Here is a 22,380-nt window from a genome sequence, read left to right as displayed (position 1 = left end):
CCTAGTCGTGGGCGTGGTTGGTGATGGGGCCGACATGGACTAGCTTGGGGTCCTCGCCGCGCTCGAGCGCCAGATCGCGCAGGATGGCGTCCTCGCGGGCCTCCATGACCTCGGCCTCGTCGTCATCAATATGGTCATAGCCCAGCAGGTGCAGCATGCCGTGAACGAGCATCAGACGGCACTCGTCAGCGGGGCTATTGCCAAAACCGGGGGCCTGACGGGCAATGACCTCCGGGGCCAAGATGATATCGCCGAGCTCGAGCGTCTCATCGGCGGGAATGTCATCGTCAAAGGCCGAGTCGCATTCAAACGAGAGCACATCGGTGGTGCGGTCGATGCCGCGCCACTCGTGGTTGAGCTCGTGCATCTCGTCCTCGTCGACATACGAAAGGGAAATCTCGACTTCACGCTCAACGCTCTCGGCGGCAAGCACAACCTCGCAGATGTGCTCCACCTCCTGCGCGTCGAGCAGCGTATCGAGCTCGGCATCGTTGCTGATCAATACACTCAACGGGACTCCTTCCGGTCACGTGCGCGTTTCTCGCGCACATCATCATAAGTATCGTATGCCTCGACGATACGTCCCACCAAGGCATGGCGCACCACGTCGGCACGCTCGAGGTGCGAAAATGCGACATCGTCGACACGGCCCAAAATCTGCTCAACGTCAGCAAGACCGCCGCGACGACCAACCAGGTCGCGCTGACTCAGGTCGCCGGTAATCACAAACTTGGAGTTGAAGCCCAGGCGCGTCAGGAACATCTTCATCTGCTCGGGCGTGGTATTTTGCGCCTCGTCGAGTACCACGAAAGCATCGCTCAGCGTGCGGCCGCGCATGTAGGCAAGCGGGGCGATCTCGATCACGCCGCGCTCCATAAGCTCATCGGTTCGCTCGCGATCCATCATGTCAAAAAGGGCGTCGTAGAGCGGACGCATGTAGGGATCGATCTTTTCCTCAAGGGTACCGGGCAAAAAGCCCAGATTCTCCCCCGCCTCGACAACCGGACGCGTCAAGATCAGACGACCCACCTCGTGACGCTTGAGCGCGGCAACGGCGAGCGCCATAGCCAGATAGGTCTTACCGGTACCGGCAGGACCCAAGCCAAACGTGATGGTATGCGAGCGGATGGCATCCACATAGCGCTTTTGCCCGAGCGTCTTGGGGCGAATGACGCGGCCGCGATACGAAAGCAGCACGTCATCGCGAAGCGACGTAGTCTCGTGCTCACCGTCGCGCAGAACGGCCAGACAGCGCGAGACATCGTCGGCAGACAGCGTGCGCCCGGCAGCAGCCTCACGAAAGGCATGCTCGAAAAAGCGCGCCACGAGTTCGACCTCGTTCGGGTCGCCGCTCACGGAGATGCTATCGCCACGGGCGACCACATGGGCGCGAACCAAGCTCTCGAGCGCACGAAGGACGCCGTCGCCGGCGCCCAAAACGCGCGAGGGATCAATCCCCTCGGGAACGGTAAGTCTAATCTTCGAGGCTTCCATGAACCTCCCTGCGTGCATGGACCAAGCCGGAATCATCGACTCCGATGATAGCAACATCGAGCAGGCACGGGGCTGTAAGTCCACAGGTATCGTCAAGACGGGCATGATGGAACGAGCCGAGCGTCAGGTTGTCGCCATACTCGAGCACGGCACGCTCGACCGTGCCCACGCGACGACGAGCGTCGGCAATAGCGAGCTCCTGTGCGGCGGCCCGCATACGGCGGCTGCGCTCGGCCATAACCTCGGGTGGCACCTGGTCGGGCATGTCGGCAGCAAGGGTACCGGGACGCTTGCTGTAGCGGAACACGTGCATACGCGAGAAACCCACACGGCGGCACAGCGCCAGCGATTCCTCGAACTCCTCGTCCGTCTCACCGGAAAAACCGACGATGACATCGCACGAAAGGGACGCCTGGGGCAAGATGGCACGAATCATACGCACCGTGTCCTCGAAGGCCTCGGCGCTATAGGGACGGCCCATGCGATGCAGGGTCGCCGTGCAGCCGGACTGCACGGGCAGGTGCAAAAACGGGGCGATACGCTGCGGATAGCGCGCCATAACCTTAAGCAGGCGCTCAGAGATATCCATGGGCTCGACCGAGGAAATGCGCACATGCGGAATAGACGTGCGCTCCATGATGGCCTCGAGCAGCTCATCGATTTCGACATGCTCGTCGGTCGCGCTCTTGCCATCGTAGGCACCCAGGTTCACACCGGTCAGCACCACCTCGGGCACGCCGGCCTCCTGGGCCTCGCGAACTTGCTCGAGCACGGACTCGACGGGCACGGAACGCTCGGGGCCGCGCGCCTTCCACACAATGCAATAGGTGCAGCGATGGTTGCAGCCATCCTGAATCTTCACGCCCAGGCGAGAGCGACCGAGCGCATCGACCACCTCGCCATCGCTGCAGGCGGGAACGCTATCGGACTCAACGCCCAGCACCTCGCAGACGCGCTCGGCGACGTCAATCTTGGACGGTTCGGCGATCACGCGATCCGAAAGCTCCAACAGCTCCTCGGGATGCAAATTGACCACGCAACCGGTCACGAGCACATAGGGCTCGTTTGGATAGGCCAGCGCATGGCGAACGGCCTTACGGGTCTTGGCCTCGGCCTCGCCCGTAACGGCACAGGTGTTAATGACGATCAGCTCTGCATCCTGAGGCTCCACCATTGCAAAGCCCAGGCGCATAAGATCGGCAGTGATACGGTCGGACTCAACCCGGTTGACGCGGCAGCCGAGGTTGACGACAGAGATATGAGGTGCGAGCACGCGGGCTCCTTAATCGAGGATATCGTCGAGGGCACTCTTGATACGGTCGGTCACCGACTTCTTACCGGAAGCGACGTCATCGCCCATCTCATCGGCAAAAGCGCGGAGCAGCTCGCGTTGCTTATTGGAAAGATTGGTGGGAACGACCACGCGCAGTTGCACGATCAAGCGGCCACGCGAACCGCCACCGCCAATGCGCGGCATGCCGTAATTATTGACGCTCACGGTGTCACCGTACTGGGCGCCGGCGGGAACCGTCACCTTGACGACCTCGTCGGGCATAATGCCCTCGACCTCGATCTCGCAGCCAAGCGCAGCCTGCGCAATCGAGATATCGCTCAGGAGGTACAGGTCGTCACCGTTGCGCTTAAAACGCTCGTGGTCGGCAACACGAACGTTGACGATCAGGTCGCCCGAGGGCTCACCGCGAAGGCCTGCCTCGCCAAAGCCGCTCACGCGCAGCTGGCGACCGGTCGAAACGCCGGCGGGGATATCGATGTCGATCTTTTCGTGCGAAGGTGTGCGGCCCTGACCGTCGCAGGTCTCGCAGGGATGGTCGATGACCGTGCCCTCACCGTGGCAGTCGGGGCAAGGCGAAGAGGACTGAACCTGGCCCAGGAACGAGCGCTGGACCGTCGTGACATAGCCTGTGCCGTGGCAGCGGCTGCACTGCTTTTCCTGTGCGCCCTCGGCCCTACCAGTGCCGTTACAATCCTCGCAGGGGGCAAGGCGGTCATAGCTGATCGTCTTTTTGCAACCGAGCGCCGCCTCCTCAAGGGTCACCGAAAGGGAGATCGCCATATCGCGGCCGCGACGACGCTCACGGCGATTTCGGGCGCCACCGCCGGCACCGCCGCCAAAGAACGACGAGAAGAGGTCGTCCATGCCCATGCCGCCAAAGATATCGTTGATATCGACGTAGCCCGAACCACCAGGGCCGTCCGCGGTGCCGTAACGGTCGTAGTTAGCACGCTTCTGCTCGTCGGAAAGAACGGAATAAGCCTCGTTGAGCTCTTTGAACTTGGCCTCGGCCTCGGGGTCGTCCGAAACGTCCGGGTGTACGGTACGGGCCTTCTTTAGAAACGCGCGCTTAATCGTCCGCGCATCGGCATCCTTGTCGACGCCAAGTACCTCGTAGTAATCCCTATTTTCCGACACGACCGAATCCTTCCGACTTTCATTATTGTCACAGTGCGTCCTATACCCAAGCTGGGCCGGCCGCAAACAGAGGGCTAGATGTTATTGCATTGCGTAGGGCGAAAGCATGGCACGTTGCGAGCAGCTCGCAAACCAAACCGACACGAGCGCGAACATAAATCCGTTGGCAAAACCGTTGGCAAACTGCATCGCGCCGCGCTTCCACCACAGCAGGCTGCGGTGCAGCACGCCGTCCGAGACCACCATGAAAAGGCCCATGGCAAACGGAATAAAGCACATCACGGCAAAGGCCGAGAACACGCCCGATATGGCCGACAGCACCAAAAACGGCGCCACGATGCCCATCAGGTAAAAACCGGTACGGGCCTTGCCTTCCAGACGCTCGGCCTCAACATGGGCACGGCCGACAAGATCGCCGCCCGAGGCACCGTTGGTGCCGGCGTGACCCATGCCGCCAATGCGGACCTCGTCGCCATCGTGCGTGCCGGCAGGAAACTCAATTGTCTGCTCGGAGGTCACACGGGTTCGACCGCTGCCGCCGCAATCGGGACAGGGGTCGGCGACGACCTTACCGGAACCTCCGCACTCGGGGCAGACCGACTGGAACGTGCCGGCACCGAACAGGAAGGACAGGTCGACGTCGATGTGGCCGCGACCGCCGCAGCTCGGACAGGTATGTGCATGCTCGGACGAAACAGAACCCGAGCCTCCGCAGTGACCACAGGTATCGAAGCGCGTATAGCGAACGGTCTTGCGGGCACCGCCCTTGGCCTCCTTGGCGTCGAGCTTAATATCGACGACCACGTTGGCGCCGTTCTCGGGATTATAGGCAGCCTGCCCGCGACGCGGCTGGCCCCAGGCGCCCCCGAAGGGGAAACCGCCGTCAAAGGGATTGCCGTAACCGGCGCTGCCGGCATAGCCACCGCCATAGGGCGAAGCCGTCGGTGCACCGGCAAAGGGATTGCCCGAGCGCATGGCGTCGTAGCGCGCACGCTTCTGCTCGTCCGAAAGCACGGCGTAGGCCTCGGAAACCTCTTTAAACTTTTCCTCGGCATCAGGTTCTTTGTTGACGTCCGGATGGAGCTTGCGGGCCTTTTGCTGGAAGGCCTTCTGAATATCACGCGAGGTGGCGTCCTTGGAGACACCCAAAATCTCGTAGTAATCTTTTTCGTTCATCGTCGCCATGCGCGGCAACCTCCTGCTCACAGCAGCGTATATATTGCGGTAATTCTACCCGAGCGGCCTAGGCTAGACCCCAAAACAGCTCGAACAGCACATTTCCATCGAGCCAGCCCAAGTGGGTGGGCGCTAAACGAGCACGGACGCGACCTGCGATAACGTCTTTCGAGGTGACGCGCCCCGCATGTCCTTCAATATGATCGGGCACCCAGGTGGCAAGGCCCAACTCGACCGCACGGTCGCAGGCCGCCGCCAACTCATCTGCAGCGATCACGCTTGCCGAGCGAACCAACAGATCGGGCCCAATGCCACGCGTCATGCGACAGGCAAGCATCAAATCCTCGGCCGCCGCCTCGCGCTGCGACAGATACTCGGCATCAAACGTCGTCGCGGCATCGTCGCGTTGCACCAAGCGCACGCGATACGCATCGCCGCGAGCAAGCACGTCGGGAAACAGCCCGGCCAAGCGATCGAAATCCTCGGCGTCGAGCATACCGGCGGCAGAGCGGCCCAAACCCAGATAGCCCTGTCCGGTCCAATAGGCAATGTTGTGGGCGCACTCATGGCCGTCGAGCGCGTAGCTTGCCACCTCATACGGGTGATAGCCGGCCGCACTCAGGCGCTCACGCGCCGCATCCATGCATGCAGCCTGAAAATCCTCGTCGGGCTCGAGCGACTCGTCGCGACACGCCATGCGATAGAGCGGCGTGCCCTCCTCGAGCGTGAGCGGGTACACCGACACATGATGCGGCGCCGCCGCCAACACGCCATCGAGTGTGCGCTGCCAGCTTAGGTCGGTCTGCCCGGGAAGGCCGCACATCAGGTCGCACGACACGACAAGCCCAGCGTCCTTGACCGTCGTGATGGCAGCGAGCGCCCGATCGGCATCGTGAATGCGGCCGATGGCGGTAAGTTCGGCGTTATCGAGCGTTTGCACGCCCAGAGAGACGCGCGTGACACCCACCCCGGCAAGCGCAGTGGCAAGCTCTGCGGTCAGCGATTCGGGATTGGCCTCGCAGGTAAACTCAACAGGCTTGCACCACGCAGAGATACGCCGGGCAAATTCTACCAAACGCTCCCCCGCCAGCGACGGCGTGCCGCCGCCAACATAGACGGTGCGGATCTGTGCAAGCGCGCCTGCGTCGCCAAAAGCATCGAGGCGCGCATACAACTGCTCAAAATAGGTATCGAGCGCAACGCTCATGTTGCGCGGAGCAAAACTGCGTGAGTCAAAGTCACAGTACCGGCATTTTTGGGCGCAAAACGGCACATGCACGTACAGCGCGGTAACGGCCACCGTTAGGCCTCCAACGGATGAGCGGGCACCGACTCGCCGGCGGCAAGTGCGGCCTCACAGGCCACCACATCGTGCTCGATATCATCGACCAGTGCCATGAACTCCTCGTATGTGGAGCAACGCACCACCTGAGCGCGCCAGGCGGCAGCATGGGGCATGCCCTTTAGATACCAGCTTGCGTACGTGCGGGCACGCGACATGAGCGGCAACAGCTCGTGCGTGAGCGTCAGGTGCTCGCGCAGGGCATCCAGGCGCTCAACCGAGGAGCGAGAAGGAACCGGCGTGCCATCGAGTGCAAGGGCTCGGGCATCGCCGAACACCCATGGATTGCCGTAGATGCCGCGCGCGATAAACACCGCGCTGGCACCCGAGCTTTGCAGATGCTCAGCAGCGTCCTCTGCCGAGAACACATCGCCCGAACCGATAACGGGAATCTCGACGGCGTCGGCCACCTCATCGACGACCGACCAATCGGCCTGGCCCGTATAGAGCTGCGTGGCGCAGCGACCATGTACCGCCACCGCGGCGGCCCCTGCTCCCTCAAGCATCTGGGCAAACGTCGCGGCGTTGCGGTCTTCGGCGTAAAAGCCCTTACGGATTTTTACGGTCACGGGCACATGCGCCGCGCCCACCGCCGCCTCGACGATCTGCTCGGCCAGATCGGGAGTGCGCATAAGCGCCGAGCCCTCGCCCTTGGTGACGACCTTGCGAGCCGGGCAGGCCATGTTGATATCGATCAGCGACAGGCGATCGCCCACACGCTCCTCGACGGCAGCAACAGCGCTCGCAAACTGATCGGGCTTGGAGCCAAAGAGCTGCACGCAGATCTGCTGCTCCTCATCGGCCGGCAGTACCAGGCGCCACGTCTTATTGCTGGCATAGGCAAGGCCCGCCACGCTCACCATCTCGCTATAGGCAAGATGGGCACCGCGACGGCGGCACATGATGCGATAGGCGGGATCGGTCACGCCCGCCATGGGAGCCATAAGGAACGGCTGCTCGGCATAGGCGCCAAGCAACCGCTTGCTGTATTCAGAAAGTGCCATGGACCTACTCGTCCACCTTGAGAATCGCCATAAAGGCCTCCTGCGGAACCTCGACCGAGCCGATGGCCTTCATGCGCTTTTTGCCCTCTTTCTGCTTCTCGAGCAGCTTGCGCTTTCGCGAGATATCGCCGCCATAACACTTGGCCAGCACGTCCTTGCGGCGCGCTTTGACGGTAGAGCGGGCAATGATCTTGTTGCCGATGGCGCCCTGGATAGGCACCTCGAACAGCTGGCGCGGAATGATTTCCTTGAGCTTGTCGCACAGACCGCGGGCCAGGCCATAAGCCTTATCCTTGTGCACGATAAACGACAGCGCGTCCACCTCGTCGCCCGAAAGCAGGATGTCGAGCTTGACGAGCTCGGAGGGGCGATATTCGTTGAACTCGTAGTCGAGCGAGGCGTAACCCTTGGTGCGGCTCTTGAGCTGGTCAAAAAAGTCCAGAATGAGCTCAGCAAGCGGCATGTCGAAACGCATCTCGACCGATTTGCTCGTGAGATGGATCATGTCGGTTGTAATGCCGCGATGCTCGATAGCGAGCTGCATGACGGCACCCGTATACTCGGGCGGACAGATAATCTTGGCCTTGAGGTAGGGCTCCTCGATGCGCTCGATGCGCGTAGCCTCGGGCAGATCCTGCGGGCTGCGAACATCAATCATCTCGCCGTCGGTCTTGTAGACGTGATAGTCCACCGAAGGGCTCGTGGCAATCAGGTCCAGGTTGAACTCGCGCTCCAGGCGCTCCTTGACGACCTCCATATGCAGCAGGCCCAAGAAGCCAACGCGGAAACCAAAGCCGAGCGCCACCGAAGTCTCGGGCTCCCACACCAACGACGGGTCGTTGACATGCAGCTTATCGAGCGCGTCACGCAGGTTCTCGTAGTCCTTGTTATCGATCGGGAACAGGCCCGTATAGACCATGGGCTTAGCCTCGCGGTAACCGGGAAGCGGCTCGGGGCAGGGGTTCGACGCCCAGGTAAGGGTGTCGCCCACGCGAACGGCCTCGGGGTCCTTCAGGCCCGTGACCACGTATCCGACCTCGCCGACCGTCAGCGCGTCGACCGGCGTCTCGGCGGGACGCTTGACGCCCACGCCATCGACCAAAAAGTCGCCCTTTGCCTGCATCATGCGCAAGGTATCGCCCTTTTTGATGGAGCCGTCAAAGATGCGCACCGTGGCGACGACGCCACGATACTCGTCGAAGTATGAATCCAGAATGAGTGCCTTGAGCGGCGCATTCGCATCGCCCTTGGGCGGAGAGATCAGAAAGACAATGGACTCCAGCAGATCGTGGATGCCCTCGCCGGTCTTGCCCGAGACACACACGGCATCATCGGCAGGGATCGCCAGGTCATCCTCGATCTCGGTCTTAACCTCGTCGGGATGAGCCGAGGGCAGGTCGATCTTGTTGATGGCCGGCACAATGTCCAGATTGGCGTTCATGGCAAGCGTCGCGTTGGAGACGGTCTGTGCCTCGACGCCCTGTGTGGCGTCGACAACGAGCACCGCGCCCTCACAGGCTGCCAGCGAGCGCGAGACCTCATAGGTAAAGTCCACGTGGCCCGGCGTATCGATCAGATTGAACTGATACGTCTCGCCATCGTCGGCGTCATAGGACACGCGAACGGCATTGGACTTGATCGTGATGCCGCGCTCGCGCTCGATATCCATGGTGTCGAGCAGCTGCGACTCCATGTCGCGCTCGTCGACGGTATGGGTGAGCTCGAGGATGCGGTCACTAATCGTGGACTTGCCATGGTCGATGTGCGCAACAATCGAGAAGTTGCGGATGTGGGAAATGTCAATTGAAGTATTCATGCGGACTATCTTACCCGAGCGGTACAAAAAATGGAGCCTGTTCCATAAAACAGGCTCCATTTATGCGCGTAATCTGTGTGGTGTGAAATTTACAACTTAGGCGTTGATGCTGTTCACGAGCTTGGCAAGACCGGACTTGCGGTTGGAAGCCTGGTTCTTGTGGATAACATGCTTGGCGGCAGCCATGTCGAGACGCTTGGTGACGGTCTTGAGGGCAGCCTGGGCCTTCTCGGCGTCGCCCTCGGCGACGGCGGACTGGACGTGCTTGGTCAGCGTCTTGAGCTCGGACTTGACAGCCTTGTTACGCATGCGAGCTGCCTCATTGGTGCGGATACGCTTCTTCTGAGACTTGATGTTTGCCACTTCTGGAGTTCCTTTCGAGTTCCTTGCAAAAAATGTATGACACCTCTGAGACACGGTGAGGTCATGCAAGCGCCTACTATAGCACGCTCCCCCTCAAAGGGATAGAACGAATTTGTCAAATAGGCAGGTATCATCACGATTTTCTCAAGATGTTCGTAATCCAGAGCAAAAGCGCGGTCTGAGAATCGGCCGAACCCTTCAGTGCGAGCTCCACATCGACCGCGCCCTCGAGCGCGGCAACGAGCTCTGCCATCGAAAAGCGACGTGCCCAGGTCAGGTGATTCTTGACCTGCCAGGACTGGAGCTTAAGTGTTGCGGCCAGCTCACGACCCTGTCCGCGCGCATCGAGCGCCTTGGCAACGATAAGCTCGCGGATGCGGCCGCACAGCAATGTGTAAGTCCACACGTAGCTCTTGGCGGGCAGTAGATTGAAGAGCTCGAGCGAGCGTCGCATGTCACGGGCCGAGACCGCATTGAGAAAGTCCCAGGGTTGAACCTCGGCCGTACGTACAATCCAGTGCTCAACGTCGGCAAGCTCAATCTGGGGCACCTCGACCATCTGGGCAAGCTTAGCCAAGTCGTTATCGAGCATGCGAGTGTTTTCACCCGAACGCGAGACGAGTTCCTCGGCGGCCGCCGTCGTGATCGACTTGCCGTGCTGCGTCGCCATCTGCTGCACGCGGCGCGGTAGCTCCCAGCGCTTGGTGCCGAAGCAATCGATCACAGCCTTCTTGTCGATCTTGGCGATCGCCTTATACAGGCGCGTGTTCTTGGCAAGCGAGTCGGCGATGACGAGACAGACCGTCGTGGGGCTGGGACTCGCAAGATACTCGACAAGCGGCTCGGAAACCGCCTTGGCGAGCTTAGAGCAGCCATCGAGGATTACCAGGCGAAACTCGCTGCCCATGGGAAAAGTGTTGAGCGATCCGATAATGGACTCGATATCGGGGTCTTTGGTCATATCGCGCTCGTCGAGGTTGAACTCGACCATACCCGACTTTTCCAGACGCGCTTTCATACGCGAGACGGCGTGATCGCGCTTGACTCCGTCGGTACCGACGATCAGATATGCCGGCAGCAGACCGGTTTCGGACATTGCGCTCCCCTCCCGCAGGCCTTCGTATTCGTTCCGTGCCATTCTAGCCCAGGGGCCCACCACACGCCAACGACGTCGTTACGGTCGCTGGCATCGCATCGCAAAGCCATTCGCAGTCGGCGTGACGGTAATGTCGCCGTGTTCGATAGTGCACGCGAACACGCCGCCCGCTTCCTTAACGGCATCGATGCAGGCATCGGACGGATGGCCGTATCGATTCCCTTCGCCCGCACTCGCGAGGGAAAGCTCGGGCTTCAGGACGTCCAGCAACTCATCATCGACTGAAACCTTAGAGCCGTGATGCCCAAGTTTAAGTACGTCGATATCCCCCACCTCCTGCACGAATTCCCGTTCTTGGTCGATCTCGGCATCACCGGTGAGGAGCATACGCAGGCCCTTGCCTTCCTGAACATATGAGAGCAGCAGGACAAACGAGTCCTCATTTCCCTCGCCATCCACGGACTCGAATGGCCACATCACGCGGGCGCAAAATGAGCCGATATCGACCGTATCCCCACGGCGCACCTGCCGATACTCCACGCCAGGTCGGTTCAATACCTCGGCAGGAGCATCCTCCAGCGCATCCGCCGCCACGGCAATCTTACCGACCGAAAACTGTTCGAGCACGGCAGGCAGACCACCCCAGTGATCCTCATCCCAATGCGTCACAAAGACGGCATCGATATGGTGCACGTTATTGCGAACCAACGCCGCCACCACGCGCTCGTCGAGCCCGCAGTCGACGAGTGCCACTGCACCGCCCTGGCGGATAAGAATCGCATCGGCCTGGCCCACATCGAGCACCGTCACAGAAGGCGGAGCGAATCGATCCCAGTAGACGTACGGAATCGCAGCCAGGAACACCAGACATGCAAGCCCCACCGCCACAGGACGTGCACGGGGACGCGGCCACCAGACCAGCAGCACCGCCAGCAAACACGGCACTAGATAAATCCACATGCTATCGGGCGGCACGCTCACGGATGCACCCGGCACGGCGGCAAACAGCTGCTCGAAGAACAGCGCGCAACGGGAGGCAATCATGGGCACAACGAGCGCCCAAGTCCGCAACGGTGCCACGAGCGAAAAGGGAACCAGCACGATCGACACGGCAAGCAGTACGCTCACCACCGGACCGATGACCGCATTTGCCAGCGGAGCAATGAGCGAGAACGTACCGAAGGCAGGAATGGTAATGGGAAGTGTCGCCAGTTGCGAGCACAGCGTGACGGAAAGCATGCTGGCAACGCCCGATGGCACACCCAGCTCGCCCAAAGCGTAGGTCGCATAGGGGCAAAAGCACAGAATGGCTAAGACGCTGGCACATGAAAGCTGAAAGCCCATCTCGAACGGCACCGTCGGCCGCAGTAGAACAAAGATGGACATGGTTACGAAGAGAGCCGATGCGCCGTGCCGGCGACGCCCCGCGCCGTTTACGACAAGCGTCGCGAATACCATGCAGCACGCGCGCACGGCCGAGGGAGACGCGCCCGTAAAGGCAGCGTAGCCCACAAGCGTTATCGCCAGTATCGCCCGCTGAAGACCACGTGAGCACCGAGTCTTTTGCAATAAACCCTCGATTACAAACCCCACGATAGCTAAATGGCTGCCCGAGACGGCGATAAGATGCGCCGTTCCCGTCACCGAAAACCAGTCGCCCGCCGGCTGGGCGCGCAGCTCGGCCGAACGACCGCAGACGACACCGGCTATGAGCGCACACGCCGGGTCGGTCGCAGCCGCGATGGACGCAAGCAGCCCATTTCGCAGCCGAAGCAGCGGCCCCGGAGAGCCCTCATCGACCGACACAATCCGAACGGCTTTAACCTTGCGCACCTCGCCTCGGAGCACGCGCGATCGTCCATACGCATCGTTCTCAAAACGTGAAACGCGACCGATAACACGCACGTGCGCCCCGACCTTGAGCTCGCGGTCACACGACAGGCGAACCGTTGCCAGGTTCTTACCGTCCGCGCGTGCCTCGCAGGTATAGGAATACACGTCGTCGTTTATGGATGGATCACCCTGCACGACAAACTCGAGGCTGCTTGCCGCTCGACCATCGAGCGCCTTCGAGGCACTCAGCGTGCCCACAGCCCACCACACCGAGACGACCGCTCCCGCCACGAGACCGACGGACGCGGAATACAGCCACCGCTTCCAAGGGGCAAGCCGCGCACAAGATTGAGCCAGCACAACGAATACCGCCGCCGCAACGGGAATGGCCCATAGCGGCCCGACCGCCGGAGCCCGCTCCCTCAGCAGCGCATCAGCGACCATGTTGAGCACCAAGACGCAGCTCATGCACATGCCGGCACACAGGGCCATCGTCCACGGCATCAGGGGCCGCGGAGGCATCACGTGCTCGCGCTCGGTCGCACTCATACGCAGATGCAATCTTTGATTTTGGCAAGCTTCTTCTCGCCGATTCCCGACACACGCATCAGATCGTCAACCGAAGAAAAAGCACCGTTCTTTGTCCGCTCATCGATAATCGACTGGGCCATGGAGGGGCCGATGCCCGAAAGCGTCTGCAGCTCTTCTGCGCTTGCCGTATTGATGTTTACTAGGCCTGTTGCGCCACCCGCGCCCGATGATGCGGAAACCCCACCATCAACACCGGCTTCCGCAATGGACGCCTGCTGCTCCCCTACCGTTGGAACGTGAATCTTCTGTCCATCGACGACCTTAGATGCCCGATTGAGCCCCGTAACGTCTGCCTCGGGCGCCAGCCCGCCGGCGGCATCAATCGCCTGAGCCACCCGCGCGCCGTCCTTGAGACGATATACGCCGGGCGACACAACGGCGCCATCAACATCGACATAGACCTCTGCCGCAGCAGACGCCTTAGGCGAAGAGCCTTCGGATGTCTTTCCGCTCGAAGCATCGCCGGATCCCGGCTCCACCAACGAGCCCGAACCATCAGTCCGCTCAAACGACACGCCGCCAGTACCGCCGCCAAGGTTCGCCATCGCCAAGCCGCTCGCCATCGCAATGACAACCAGTATCGCCATCACCACTGCCTTATGACCGAGCAGCTTGTCCGCCAAGCGGTCCATCCGTTTGACCCGTTCGTGTTGTTCGCGCTGCGCCATAGCAAAACCTCCCAACAACATCGTGTCAGGAAAAGAGCCCTGCAACAGCCACGCTCCAAAACCGGTTTTAGCGGTCAAACCAAAAGCTGACCAAAACCTTGCACAAATCTGTCCATTTATTCAAGCACACGTCAGCAAATGAACACTTAGCCGCAAAATGCCCAGATAGCAAAAGACCGACGATGCAGACGCATCGCCGGTCTATGCACAAAATTACTCGTGATCTTGGTAAATCTCACGCGGAGCAAGCTCCGAATGTTTGCGCTTTAAGGTCTTAGGGGCCTTATACGTGTTGCTCTCGAAGTCGATGTACTCGGTCTGCTTGAGCAGGCGCTCGATCATCTCCTCGTGATCGAACAACTCCCAGGCCTCATGCACAGCATCGAGTTTAGCGTGCGTCTCGGGACGGCGCGGCATAAATAGCGTGCAGCAGTCGGGAGCGGCCTCAGTCGAGATATCGAACGTACCGATCTCCTCGGCGCGCGCGATGATCTCCTGCTTGTCCGAACCGATGAGAGGGCGGAACACGGGGATCTTCACGGCCTCGTTGACGGCCATGATGTTCTCAAGCGTTTGGGAGGCAACCTGCCCAAGCGATTCGCCCGTCACGATAGCCTTGGCGCCCTCGATGTGTGCAATGCGCTCGGCAACCGAATACATAATGCGGCGATACATGATCACGCGCAGGTTGCTGGGACAGGTCACCGAAATCTCGCGCTGGCAGTCGCCAAACGGCACAACATACAGACGGCCGATCTGGACACCCGGCTCAAGGGCGCGAATGATGTCCTGCACTAGATACTCGCTGGTATCTGGCGTCTGCGGACGACCGGAAAAATGCACCGGCACGCACACGGCTCCGCGTCGCGCGAGCATCCAGGTCGCCACCGGCGAGTCGATACCCGATGACAGCAGGGTCACGACCTTACCGGCAGAGCCCACCGGCAGACCGCCCACACCGCGCTCGGAGCGCGCGTACACATAAACGCTACCCTGAACAACCAGCACGTGAACCATCGCGTCGGGATCGTGCATTTGAACCTTTTTATCGGGGAACGCCTCGCACAGCACCTCGCCAACCTGTCGATTGATATCAATCGAGGTGAGCTCGTAGTCGGTATTGGAGCGCTTGGCGTGCACCTTAAACGAATCGAAGGGGCCAAACTCACGCAGCGCCTTCACGGCGGCGGCACAGTACTCCTGAGGGTCGCGATTGGTGTGATACGCCAAAGACACGCGAGCAACGCCGGGAACGGTGCGAATGACACGAGCCGCCTCGTCGGCCTGATGCTCGTTAAAGGTCACGAGGATATAACCGGAAATTCGAGACACGGCATTCACGGAAAAGGCGGCCAAGGCCGCCTTGATGTTATCCATGAGGATATGCTCAAAATGTGCGCGGTTCTTACCCTTAAGTCCAACCTCGTGATAGTGGACCAGGCAGACGCGAGCCGCCATTTAGGCTTCAGCAACCTTGTGGCCGAGCGCCTTCTCATAACGGGCCTCGTCGTAAGAGATGTCGCCGTCGACAATCTCATCCATAGCCATCGAAATGGTATCGGCACCGGAAAGCCCGATGGTGATGTCATCGACATCCTGGACGGCAAGCACGCGGTTGTGCTGGCCACGCAGCATGCTATTGATGTCGCAGGCGCGCTTGGAGGCAAGCGAAGCGAGCAGGAAGCGGTTGTGATCGGTCTTCTCCAGAAGATCGTCAATGCAAGGCTTTACAACGGACACGGACCTCAGATCCTTTCATGCATATCGAGAACGCGAACGAGCTCATCGGTCGCGCGGTCGAGATCGTCATTTACCACGACGTCGTCGTAGCGGTCGGCAAGGGCAAGCTCATCGGCGGCGTTTGCCATACGCAGCTCAATCGTCTCGGGCGTCTCGGTACCGCGACCGACTAGACGCTCGCGGAGTACCTCAAGCGAAGGCGGCTTGATAAAGATCAGCACGGCCTCGGGGAAACGCTCCTTCACCTGCAGGGCACCCTGGACATCGATCTCCAAGATGAGAGACGAACCAGAGGCGAGCTTGGACTGAACCTCGCTCACCAACGTGCCGTAGCAGTTACCGTGGACCTCGGCCCACTCAACAAACTCACCGTTTGCCACGCGGCGGTCGAACTCCTCACGCGTCAGGAAAAAGTAATTGACGCCATCGACCTCGCCTTTGCGTGGGGCTCGCGTGGTAGCCGAAACCGTCAGGCCCAGGTTAGAGCGACGCTCGCGCACACGAGTGACGAGCGTGCCCTTGCCCGCGCCTGACGGTCCAGAAATCACAAAGAGCTTGGAATCCTGAGCGCTCACTTATTTGGTCAGCTGCTCGAGGAGCTGCTCGCGCTGACGGACGCCAAGGCCCTGAACGCGACGGGTAGCGGAGATGCCGAGCTCCTCCATGATCTTGGCGGCCTTGGCCTTGCCATAACCAGGGAGAGACTCAATGAGGGTGGAAACCTTCATGCGGGAAGCGATGGGGTCATCGGAGTTGAGCACGGACTCGAGGGACTTCTCGCCCTTCTTGATCTGCTCGCGAAGCTCAGCGCGGGCGTGACGTGCGGCAGCAGCCTTCTCAAGAGCCTGCTTACGCTGCTCATCGGTAAGCTGAGGGAGTGCCATTCGTACCTCCAAATAGTTGGGTTATATCTGATTCAATAATTGGCATTTTAGCACGTAGAACGTACAAAATGCCCAATCGCGGCTCCATAGGTTAGACGATACCCGCAAAAAGTGCAATATACTGCGCCCAAAGTTAAGCCCCTGACCTGCGATTCCACACAAAGGATGGGAAAGTTTACGCAGGCACAGGGGCTATTTTGTGCTAATGAGACCCAAAAGTGGTGACTTAGGGGAATCTTTTACGCGACGTTTTCGACCAGCTCGGCGACGATGGCGTCAAAGGCGGCAACCGGATCGTCGGCACCGGTGATGGGACGGCCCACCACAATATGGCTTGCGCCACGCTCGATAGCCTGGGAAGGCGTCGCCACGCGGGACTGGTCACCTAAGGCGGCGCCCACCGGACGCACACCCGGAGTCACGATCAGGGCATCGGGACCCAGCAGCTCACGCATGTCGTGAGCCTCCATCGGCGAGCACACGATGCCATCGATGCCGTTGGCCTGAGCGAGCTTTGCCAGGCGGGCGGCCTCCTCGGCCACGGGCGACTCGACGCCGATCTCGCTCAAGGCATCCTGATTCATGCTCGTGAGCACGGTGATGGCGACGAGCTTGGCGCGGTCCTCGCGCGCCTCCTCGGCACCCTCGCGGCAGGCAGCGAGCATGGCGCCCGAACCCAAGCCGTGAACCGAGAGCAGGTCGGCACCGGCAAGCGAGGCCGAACGGGCGGCACCGCGAACCTGATGCGGAATATCATGGAACTTAAGGTCAAGGAAGACCTTAAAGCCCAGGTCCTTAAAGGTCTTGACGATCTCGGGGCCCTCAGCGTAATAGAGCGTCATACCAACCTTAAGCCAGGCGGCATGACCCGAAAGCTCGTGGGCAAGCTCGAGCGCACGCTCACGATCGCAGTCGAGGGCGACGATTACGCGGTCGCGGGCATCGGTCTCTAGCATTCGAAAGCACCTACCAGCTCGTTGATGTCCTTTACGCCCTGGGACTCGGCCCAGGCCTCGAGCTCATGCGCGATCTTGAGCGAAGCGCACGGATCGACGAAGTTGGCCATGCCAACCGACACGCAGGTGGCACCGGCCAGGATAAACTCGGCCGCATCCTCGCCGGTCATGACACCGCCGACACCGTTGATGGGGATATCGACGGCCTGGGCGACCTCCCAGACCATGCGCACGGCGATGTGGTGGCACAGCGGGCCCGAAAGGCCGCCCTTGGGCTTTGCCACGCGGGACTTGCGGGTATGGACGTCGATGGCCATGCCCTGGATGGAGTTAATGACCGAAAGGCCGTCGGCGCCGGCGGCTTCGAGGGCCTTGGCGATCTCGGCGACGTTGACCGGCGCCATCTTCACGAACAGCGGCTTATCGGTCACCTTGCGGCAGGCAGCCATAACGGAAGAGGCGCCCTCGGGCGTAGAGCCCATGGCGGCACCGCCGGCGGCGATGTTAGGGCAGCTCACGTTGATCTCGTAGCCGGCAGCCCAGGGGCATAGCTCGACATACATCTCGAGCGCGCGCACAAACTCGTCAACGGAGTGGCCGGCAACCTGACAGATGACCTGGCAACCGTCCTTGGACAGTTGCTCGAGCCACGGGCCGGACTCGCGGGCAAAGGCGGCCACGCCGGGGTTCTGAAGGCCCACGGAGTTGATCATACCGCCGGGGATCTCGGCCATGCGGGGCGCGGGGTTGCCGGGCCAGGGCTCGGCTGCGCAACCCTTGGTGGTGATGGCGCCCAGCTGGGAAACATCAAAGAAGTTCTGGAACTGCCAACCGTAACCAAAAGTACCGGCTGCGGTGTTGATGGGGTTCTGCATCTTGACGCCGCCGAAATCGACGGCCATGTTCACGGTACCCACTAGAAGACCACCACCTTGGAAGCATCGAACACGGGGCCGCACATGCAAGCACCCTTCATACCGTCGACCGTCTCGACATTGCAGGTGTTGCAGGCGCCAAAGCCACAGCTCATCATGCGCTCAAGCGACACCTCGCAGTACGCACCGGCCTCGGCGGCAGCGGCGGCGACTTTCTTCATCATGACAGCGGGGCCGCAGCTGGCCACATAGTCGTAGCCGCCCTCGCCGAGCAGCTCGGCTGCCGGGTCGGTGCAAAAACCGTGCGTGCCCAGCGTGCCATCATCGGTGCAAACGTTGACCGTGGCGCCCAGCGCGCGGAACTCATCGACACCCACGGCCTTGGACGCGGTGCCAAAGCCCAGGCACACGTCGACGGCCACACCCTGCTCGGCAAGCATGCCGGCGAGGCACAGCACGGGCGGAACGCCGATGCCGCCCGCCACGAGCAGCGCCTTCCTGGTGCCCTCGGGTACCATCCAACCACGACCACCGGGGCCCAGCAGGTTAGAGGTGGAGCCAGGGCCCATCTGGGACAAACGACGGGTATCGTCGCCCACGACGGCGTACCACAGCTCGACGGTACCGGCCTGGGCGTCGGCGCGATAGAAGCTCAGGGGCACGCGAAGCAGCGAGGACGCATCGCCGGGCACGGCGATGTTCACAAACTGACCGGGCTTGAGCGCACTTGCAAGCTTGGGGGCCGAAATAACGAGCGAGAAGATGCCGTCGGCGATCTCCTGGTTCGAGACGACCTCGAAGTCGTGCATGCGTGCAGTGGAAGGTGTGGGCATAGACGCTCCAATCCCCCATGCAATTGCATGGTCAAAACGAACAGAAAGCGCGGCACCGCAAGGGCACCGCGCACAAAAGCGATAAGGCTATGCTAGCAGATGCAGCCGTCGGCGAGCGTCTGCTTACCGCCGACAAACACATCGGTGGCACGACCGGTGAGCGTGCGGCCGGCGAAACCGGAGTTCTCGGCGCGCGACTCGTAACCGTCCTCGCCGACCGTCCAGGTGGCGGACGCGTCGAACACGGTCAGGTCGGCAACGGAGCCCGCCTTGACCTGAACCTGGTCGAGGCCCAGGATCTCACGCGGCTTGATGGCCATGAGCTCGACCATGCGGTCCATGCTCATCTTACCCGTGTTGACCAGCTCGGTGAGCACGAGCGACAGCGAGGTCTCGAGACCGATCATGCCAAAGGGCGCAAGCTCGAACTCGCGGGCCTTCTCCCACGGGGTGTGGGGAGCGTGATCGGTGACGATAACGTCGACGGTGCCGTCGATGACGCCCTGACGGATGGCCTCGGCATCCTCCTCGGTACGCAGCGGCGGGTTGACCTTGAGCGAGGTGTTGTAGGTCTCGTCTAGATCGTTCTCGGTCAGGAACATGTGGTGCGGGGTGGCCTCGCAGGTAACCTGAACGCCAGCGGCCTTGCCGGCACGCACGATCTCCAGGCCATGGGCGGTGGAAATGTGCTGGATGTGCAGCTTGGCACCGGTCAGCTTGGCGATCTCGATGTCGCGGGCGATCTGGAGCTCCTCGCCGGCAGCCGGCCAGCCCTCGAGAGCCAGACGGGTCGAAACCTTGCCCTCGTTGATCTGGCCGTGGCCGACCAGGTCCTCGTCCTGGCAGTGGCTCATAAAGACCTTGCCGAACATCTTGCCGTAGTCCATGCAACGACGGAGCATACCCGCGCCCTGCACGCCGCGACCGTCGTCGGTGAAGGCGACGGCGCCGTGGGCGACCATATCGCCCATCTCGGACATGGCCTCGCCCTTAAGACCGCGGGTCATGGCGCCCGACGGATAGACGCGGCAGTGACCGACCTCGGCAGCGCGGGACTTGACGAACTCCACGACGGTGCCGTTATCGGTGACGGGATCGGTGTTGGGCATGGCGCACACGCCGGTAAAGCCGCCCTTGGCAGCTGCGCGGGTGCCGCTCTCGATGTCCTCTTTGACCTCATAGCCGGGCTCGCGAAGGTGGACGTGCATATCCACCAGGCCGGGGACGAGGTACTTGCCGGAAAGGTCGCGGACCTCGGCTCCCTCGACGGCGAGATTCTCGCCGACCTCGGCGATCTTGTCGCCGTCAATCAGGACGTCAACGACACCGTCAAGCTCGACGGACGGGTCGACGACGTGGGCATTCTTAAGAAGCAAGGCCATTATCGGCACCTCCAAGCAGCAGATACAGGATAGCCATACGCACGCAGATACCGGCGTAGACCTGCTCCAGGATGACGGAGCGTTGCGGGTGGTCGGCCATATAGGAGTCGAACTCGACGCCGCGGTTGATGGGGCCCGGGTGGCAGATGATCGCGTCGGGCTTCATGAGCTTCTCGCGGTCCTTGGTCAGGCCGAAGAGCTTGTGGTACTCGCGAATGGTCGGGAACGGGGCACCCTCGAGGCGCTCCTGTTGCACGCGCAGCATGTAGACGACGTCCAGCTCGGGCAGGACGGAATCGAGGTCGCTCGTCACGTGGTCGCAGCCCAGGACCTCGGGCGACGGCGGCAGCAGCGTGCCGGGGGCGACGGCGTAGGTCTCGCAGCCCATGATCTTAAGGGCGGGGATCAGCGAGCCGCAGACACGGGAGTGGGCGATATCGCCGACGACGGCGACCTTCAGACCGTGGAAGTCACCCTTGTGCTCCCAGATGGTGTACAGGTCGAGCAGGGCCTGCGTAGGATGGTTGTGCTTGCCGTCACCGGCGCAGATGACGCTTGCGGGCGAGTTCTGCGTGACGATGTAGGGAGCGCCGGCGTGCTTGTCGCGCACGACAATGCAGTCGATCTTATAAGCGTTGAGGGTCTCAACGGTGTCGACGAGGCTCTCGCCCTTGACCGTGGAGGTCGAGGAGCCGCCAAAGTTAAGGCTGTCGGCCGAAAGACGCTTCTCGGCGAGCTCGAAGGAGCTACGGGTGCGCGTCGAGGGCTCGTTGAACATGTTGACGATGGTCTTGCCCTTGAGAGTGGGGACCTTCTTGATCGCACGCTCGTTGACCTCGGAGAACGCCTTGGCGGTCTCGAGGATGAGCTTGATGTCCTCTTCGGAGTACTCGGTAATGTCGATCAGGTGCTTATGGTTGAACGCCACGGTACTACTCACCTCCCAGCGGCGCGGAGCCCACGTGGGAACCCGGCGCGACGTCGTTAATCTCGACGGCGGTGTGGCCGTCGACTTCCTTCATATATAGGTGCACGTTCTCCTCATGCGACGAGGGAACGTTCTTGCCGACAAAGTCCGGCGAGATGGGGAGCTCGCGGTGGCCGCGGTCAACGAGGACTGCCAGCTCAATGCGGCTCGGACGGCCCAGGTCCATAACGGCGTCGAGAGCGGCGCGGATGGTACGACCCGTATACAGGATGTCGTCCACCAGCACGACGCGCTTGCCGTCGACGCTGAAGGGAATGTTGGTAGCGTGGATCGCGGGAGCGAAATTGGTCGCATAGTCATCGCGGTAGAAGCTGATGTCCAGGCTGCCGAGCGGAACGTCGACGCCCTCGATCTCCTTGATCTCCTCGACGAGCTTCTTTGCCAGAAGGTCGCCGCGCGTGACGATGCCGACCAGAGCGAGGTCTTCACAGCCCTCGTTGCGCTCGAGAATCTCGTGCGCGATGCGGGTCATCGCTCGATTGACGGCGGTCTCGTCCATGATGACCGCCTTGGGGGAAGTCGTGCCCATCGATCTCCTTCCTCACATGTCTTGACTGCTGACACAGTCAAAAAAATAGATGCCCGACCGCTTAAAGCGGACCAGACACCCACAGGAAAGGCTGCTCTTTGGCAGCTATGTAATTCCATGTGGGTATCTCGTACCCCTTTAATGGTCAAGGGATAGTGTAGCCAACCTCGAACTTAATTGCGAGCATAAATACAGAGCAATCCGTAAACGGAGCCCAATGCTCCATAAACCTATATATATTTGTGGGACGAGCTTGAAAACGCACGCACGAGCTGGCATAATCCCCTCTGCTGCACGCAAATCGGATCTACGTCCAGGGCCGTGGCGTGAGCACTATCGCCAAAAGAGGAATATCTCTGTGTAGATTACGCACAGGGAG

22 protein-coding genes are annotated in these 22,380 nt (G+C 61.2%); all 22 read right to left on the bottom strand.

Annotated elements, in window-relative coordinates:
* Window position 1 precedes the first annotated feature (1 nt).
* Window positions 2-511: an rRNA maturation RNase YbeY gene (ybeY, locus tag AAA021_RS05200; RefSeq protein ID WP_349088277.1), complete on the bottom strand. Its 510-nt coding sequence runs from the start codon at window positions 509-511 to the stop codon at window positions 2-4.
* Window positions 508-1,494 (bottom strand): PhoH family protein, encoded by a 987-nt coding sequence (locus AAA021_RS05195; RefSeq protein WP_035138514.1) that lies wholly within the window; start codon window positions 1,492-1,494, stop codon window positions 508-510. The genes ybeY and AAA021_RS05195 overlap by 4 nt, the downstream gene beginning before the upstream one ends.
* Window positions 1,475-2,767: a MiaB/RimO family radical SAM methylthiotransferase gene (locus tag AAA021_RS05190; RefSeq protein WP_349088276.1), complete on the bottom strand. Its 1,293-nt coding sequence runs from the start codon at window positions 2,765-2,767 to the stop codon at window positions 1,475-1,477. Before AAA021_RS05190 ends, AAA021_RS05195 begins: the two co-directional genes overlap by 20 nt.
* 9 nt (window positions 2,768-2,776) lie before the next feature.
* Window positions 2,777-3,925 carry a molecular chaperone DnaJ gene (gene dnaJ / locus AAA021_RS05185; protein WP_055309893.1) on the bottom strand — a complete coding sequence of 383 codons (1,149 nt, stop codon included), beginning with the start codon at window positions 3,923-3,925 and terminating at the stop codon, window positions 2,777-2,779.
* Window positions 3,926-4,006: 81 nt separating this feature from the next.
* Entirely contained in the window at window positions 4,007-5,110 is a 1,104-nt protein-coding gene (locus tag AAA021_RS05180; protein ID WP_196031227.1) for a DnaJ domain-containing protein, read from the bottom strand.
* 58 nt (window positions 5,111-5,168) lie between these two features.
* Window positions 5,169-6,401, bottom strand: a complete 1,233-nt coding sequence (gene hemW, locus AAA021_RS05175; protein ID WP_349088275.1) for a radical SAM family heme chaperone HemW — start codon at window positions 6,399-6,401, stop codon at window positions 5,169-5,171.
* A gap of 2 nt (window positions 6,402-6,403) precedes the next feature.
* Window positions 6,404-7,447 (bottom strand): tRNA dihydrouridine synthase DusB, encoded by a 1,044-nt coding sequence (gene dusB, locus AAA021_RS05170; RefSeq protein ID WP_138374182.1) that lies wholly within the window; start codon window positions 7,445-7,447, stop codon window positions 6,404-6,406.
* A gap of 4 nt (window positions 7,448-7,451) precedes the next feature.
* A complete protein-coding gene (gene lepA / locus AAA021_RS05165) occupies window positions 7,452-9,263 on the bottom strand; it encodes a translation elongation factor 4 (protein ID WP_117770326.1) in 1,812 nt (603 codons plus the stop codon).
* Between the two features lie 96 nt (window positions 9,264-9,359).
* Window positions 9,360-9,626: a 30S ribosomal protein S20 gene (rpsT, locus tag AAA021_RS05160; protein WP_022094714.1), complete on the bottom strand. Its 267-nt coding sequence runs from the start codon at window positions 9,624-9,626 to the stop codon at window positions 9,360-9,362.
* 133 nt (window positions 9,627-9,759) lie between these two features.
* Window positions 9,760-10,722 carry a DNA polymerase III subunit delta gene (gene holA, locus AAA021_RS05155; RefSeq protein ID WP_349088274.1) on the bottom strand — a complete coding sequence of 321 codons (963 nt, stop codon included), beginning with the start codon at window positions 10,720-10,722 and terminating at the stop codon, window positions 9,760-9,762.
* A 78-nt stretch (window positions 10,723-10,800) separates the two neighbouring features.
* Window positions 10,801-13,104 (bottom strand): DNA internalization-related competence protein ComEC/Rec2, encoded by a 2,304-nt coding sequence (locus AAA021_RS05150; RefSeq protein ID WP_349088273.1) that lies wholly within the window; start codon window positions 13,102-13,104, stop codon window positions 10,801-10,803.
* Window positions 13,101-13,733 carry a helix-hairpin-helix domain-containing protein gene (locus AAA021_RS05145; protein WP_349088272.1) on the bottom strand — a complete coding sequence of 211 codons (633 nt, stop codon included), beginning with the start codon at window positions 13,731-13,733 and terminating at the stop codon, window positions 13,101-13,103. Before AAA021_RS05145 ends, AAA021_RS05150 begins: the two co-directional genes overlap by 4 nt.
* 294 nt (window positions 13,734-14,027) lie before the next feature.
* Window positions 14,028-15,272, bottom strand: a complete 1,245-nt coding sequence (thiI, locus tag AAA021_RS05140) for a tRNA uracil 4-sulfurtransferase ThiI (protein WP_022094718.1) — start codon at window positions 15,270-15,272, stop codon at window positions 14,028-14,030.
* On the bottom strand, window positions 15,273-15,554 hold the full coding sequence (locus tag AAA021_RS05135) for a DNA-directed RNA polymerase subunit omega (RefSeq protein WP_035138532.1): 282 nt from the start codon (window positions 15,552-15,554) through the stop codon (window positions 15,273-15,275).
* Between the two features lie 5 nt (window positions 15,555-15,559).
* Window positions 15,560-16,129, bottom strand: a complete 570-nt coding sequence (gmk, locus tag AAA021_RS05130; protein ID WP_138374178.1) for a guanylate kinase — start codon at window positions 16,127-16,129, stop codon at window positions 15,560-15,562.
* Window positions 16,130-16,438, bottom strand: coding sequence for an integration host factor, actinobacterial type (gene mihF / locus AAA021_RS05125; protein WP_006236130.1), 309 nt, complete (start codon window positions 16,436-16,438; stop codon window positions 16,130-16,132).
* A gap of 239 nt (window positions 16,439-16,677) precedes the next feature.
* Window positions 16,678-17,394, bottom strand: a complete 717-nt coding sequence (gene pyrF, locus AAA021_RS05120; protein WP_035138533.1) for an orotidine-5'-phosphate decarboxylase — start codon at window positions 17,392-17,394, stop codon at window positions 16,678-16,680.
* Window positions 17,388-18,311 (bottom strand): dihydroorotate dehydrogenase, encoded by a 924-nt coding sequence (locus AAA021_RS05115; protein ID WP_022094721.1) that lies wholly within the window; start codon window positions 18,309-18,311, stop codon window positions 17,388-17,390. The genes pyrF and AAA021_RS05115 overlap by 7 nt, the downstream gene beginning before the upstream one ends.
* Complete coding sequence (locus tag AAA021_RS05110) at window positions 18,311-19,078, bottom strand: dihydroorotate dehydrogenase electron transfer subunit (protein ID WP_349088305.1); 768 nt, start codon at window positions 19,076-19,078, stop codon at window positions 18,311-18,313. The genes AAA021_RS05115 and AAA021_RS05110 overlap by 1 nt, the downstream gene beginning before the upstream one ends.
* 116 nt (window positions 19,079-19,194) lie before the next feature.
* Window positions 19,195-20,484, bottom strand: coding sequence for a dihydroorotase (locus tag AAA021_RS05105; RefSeq protein ID WP_349088271.1), 1,290 nt, complete (start codon window positions 20,482-20,484; stop codon window positions 19,195-19,197).
* Window positions 20,468-21,412: an aspartate carbamoyltransferase catalytic subunit gene (locus AAA021_RS05100; protein WP_055309882.1), complete on the bottom strand. Its 945-nt coding sequence runs from the start codon at window positions 21,410-21,412 to the stop codon at window positions 20,468-20,470. Before AAA021_RS05100 ends, AAA021_RS05105 begins: the two co-directional genes overlap by 17 nt.
* 4 nt (window positions 21,413-21,416) lie before the next feature.
* Window positions 21,417-22,001: a bifunctional pyr operon transcriptional regulator/uracil phosphoribosyltransferase PyrR gene (gene pyrR, locus AAA021_RS05095; RefSeq protein ID WP_161144696.1), complete on the bottom strand. Its 585-nt coding sequence runs from the start codon at window positions 21,999-22,001 to the stop codon at window positions 21,417-21,419.
* Window positions 22,002-22,380 lie beyond the last annotated feature (379 nt).

This window comes from Collinsella sp. CLA-JM-H32 (assembly GCF_040098165.1).
Classification (GTDB): domain Bacteria; phylum Actinomycetota; class Coriobacteriia; order Coriobacteriales; family Coriobacteriaceae; genus Collinsella.
The sequence above is the reverse complement of the archived record's forward strand: the minus strand, read 5'-3'. Positions and strand labels throughout refer to the sequence as shown.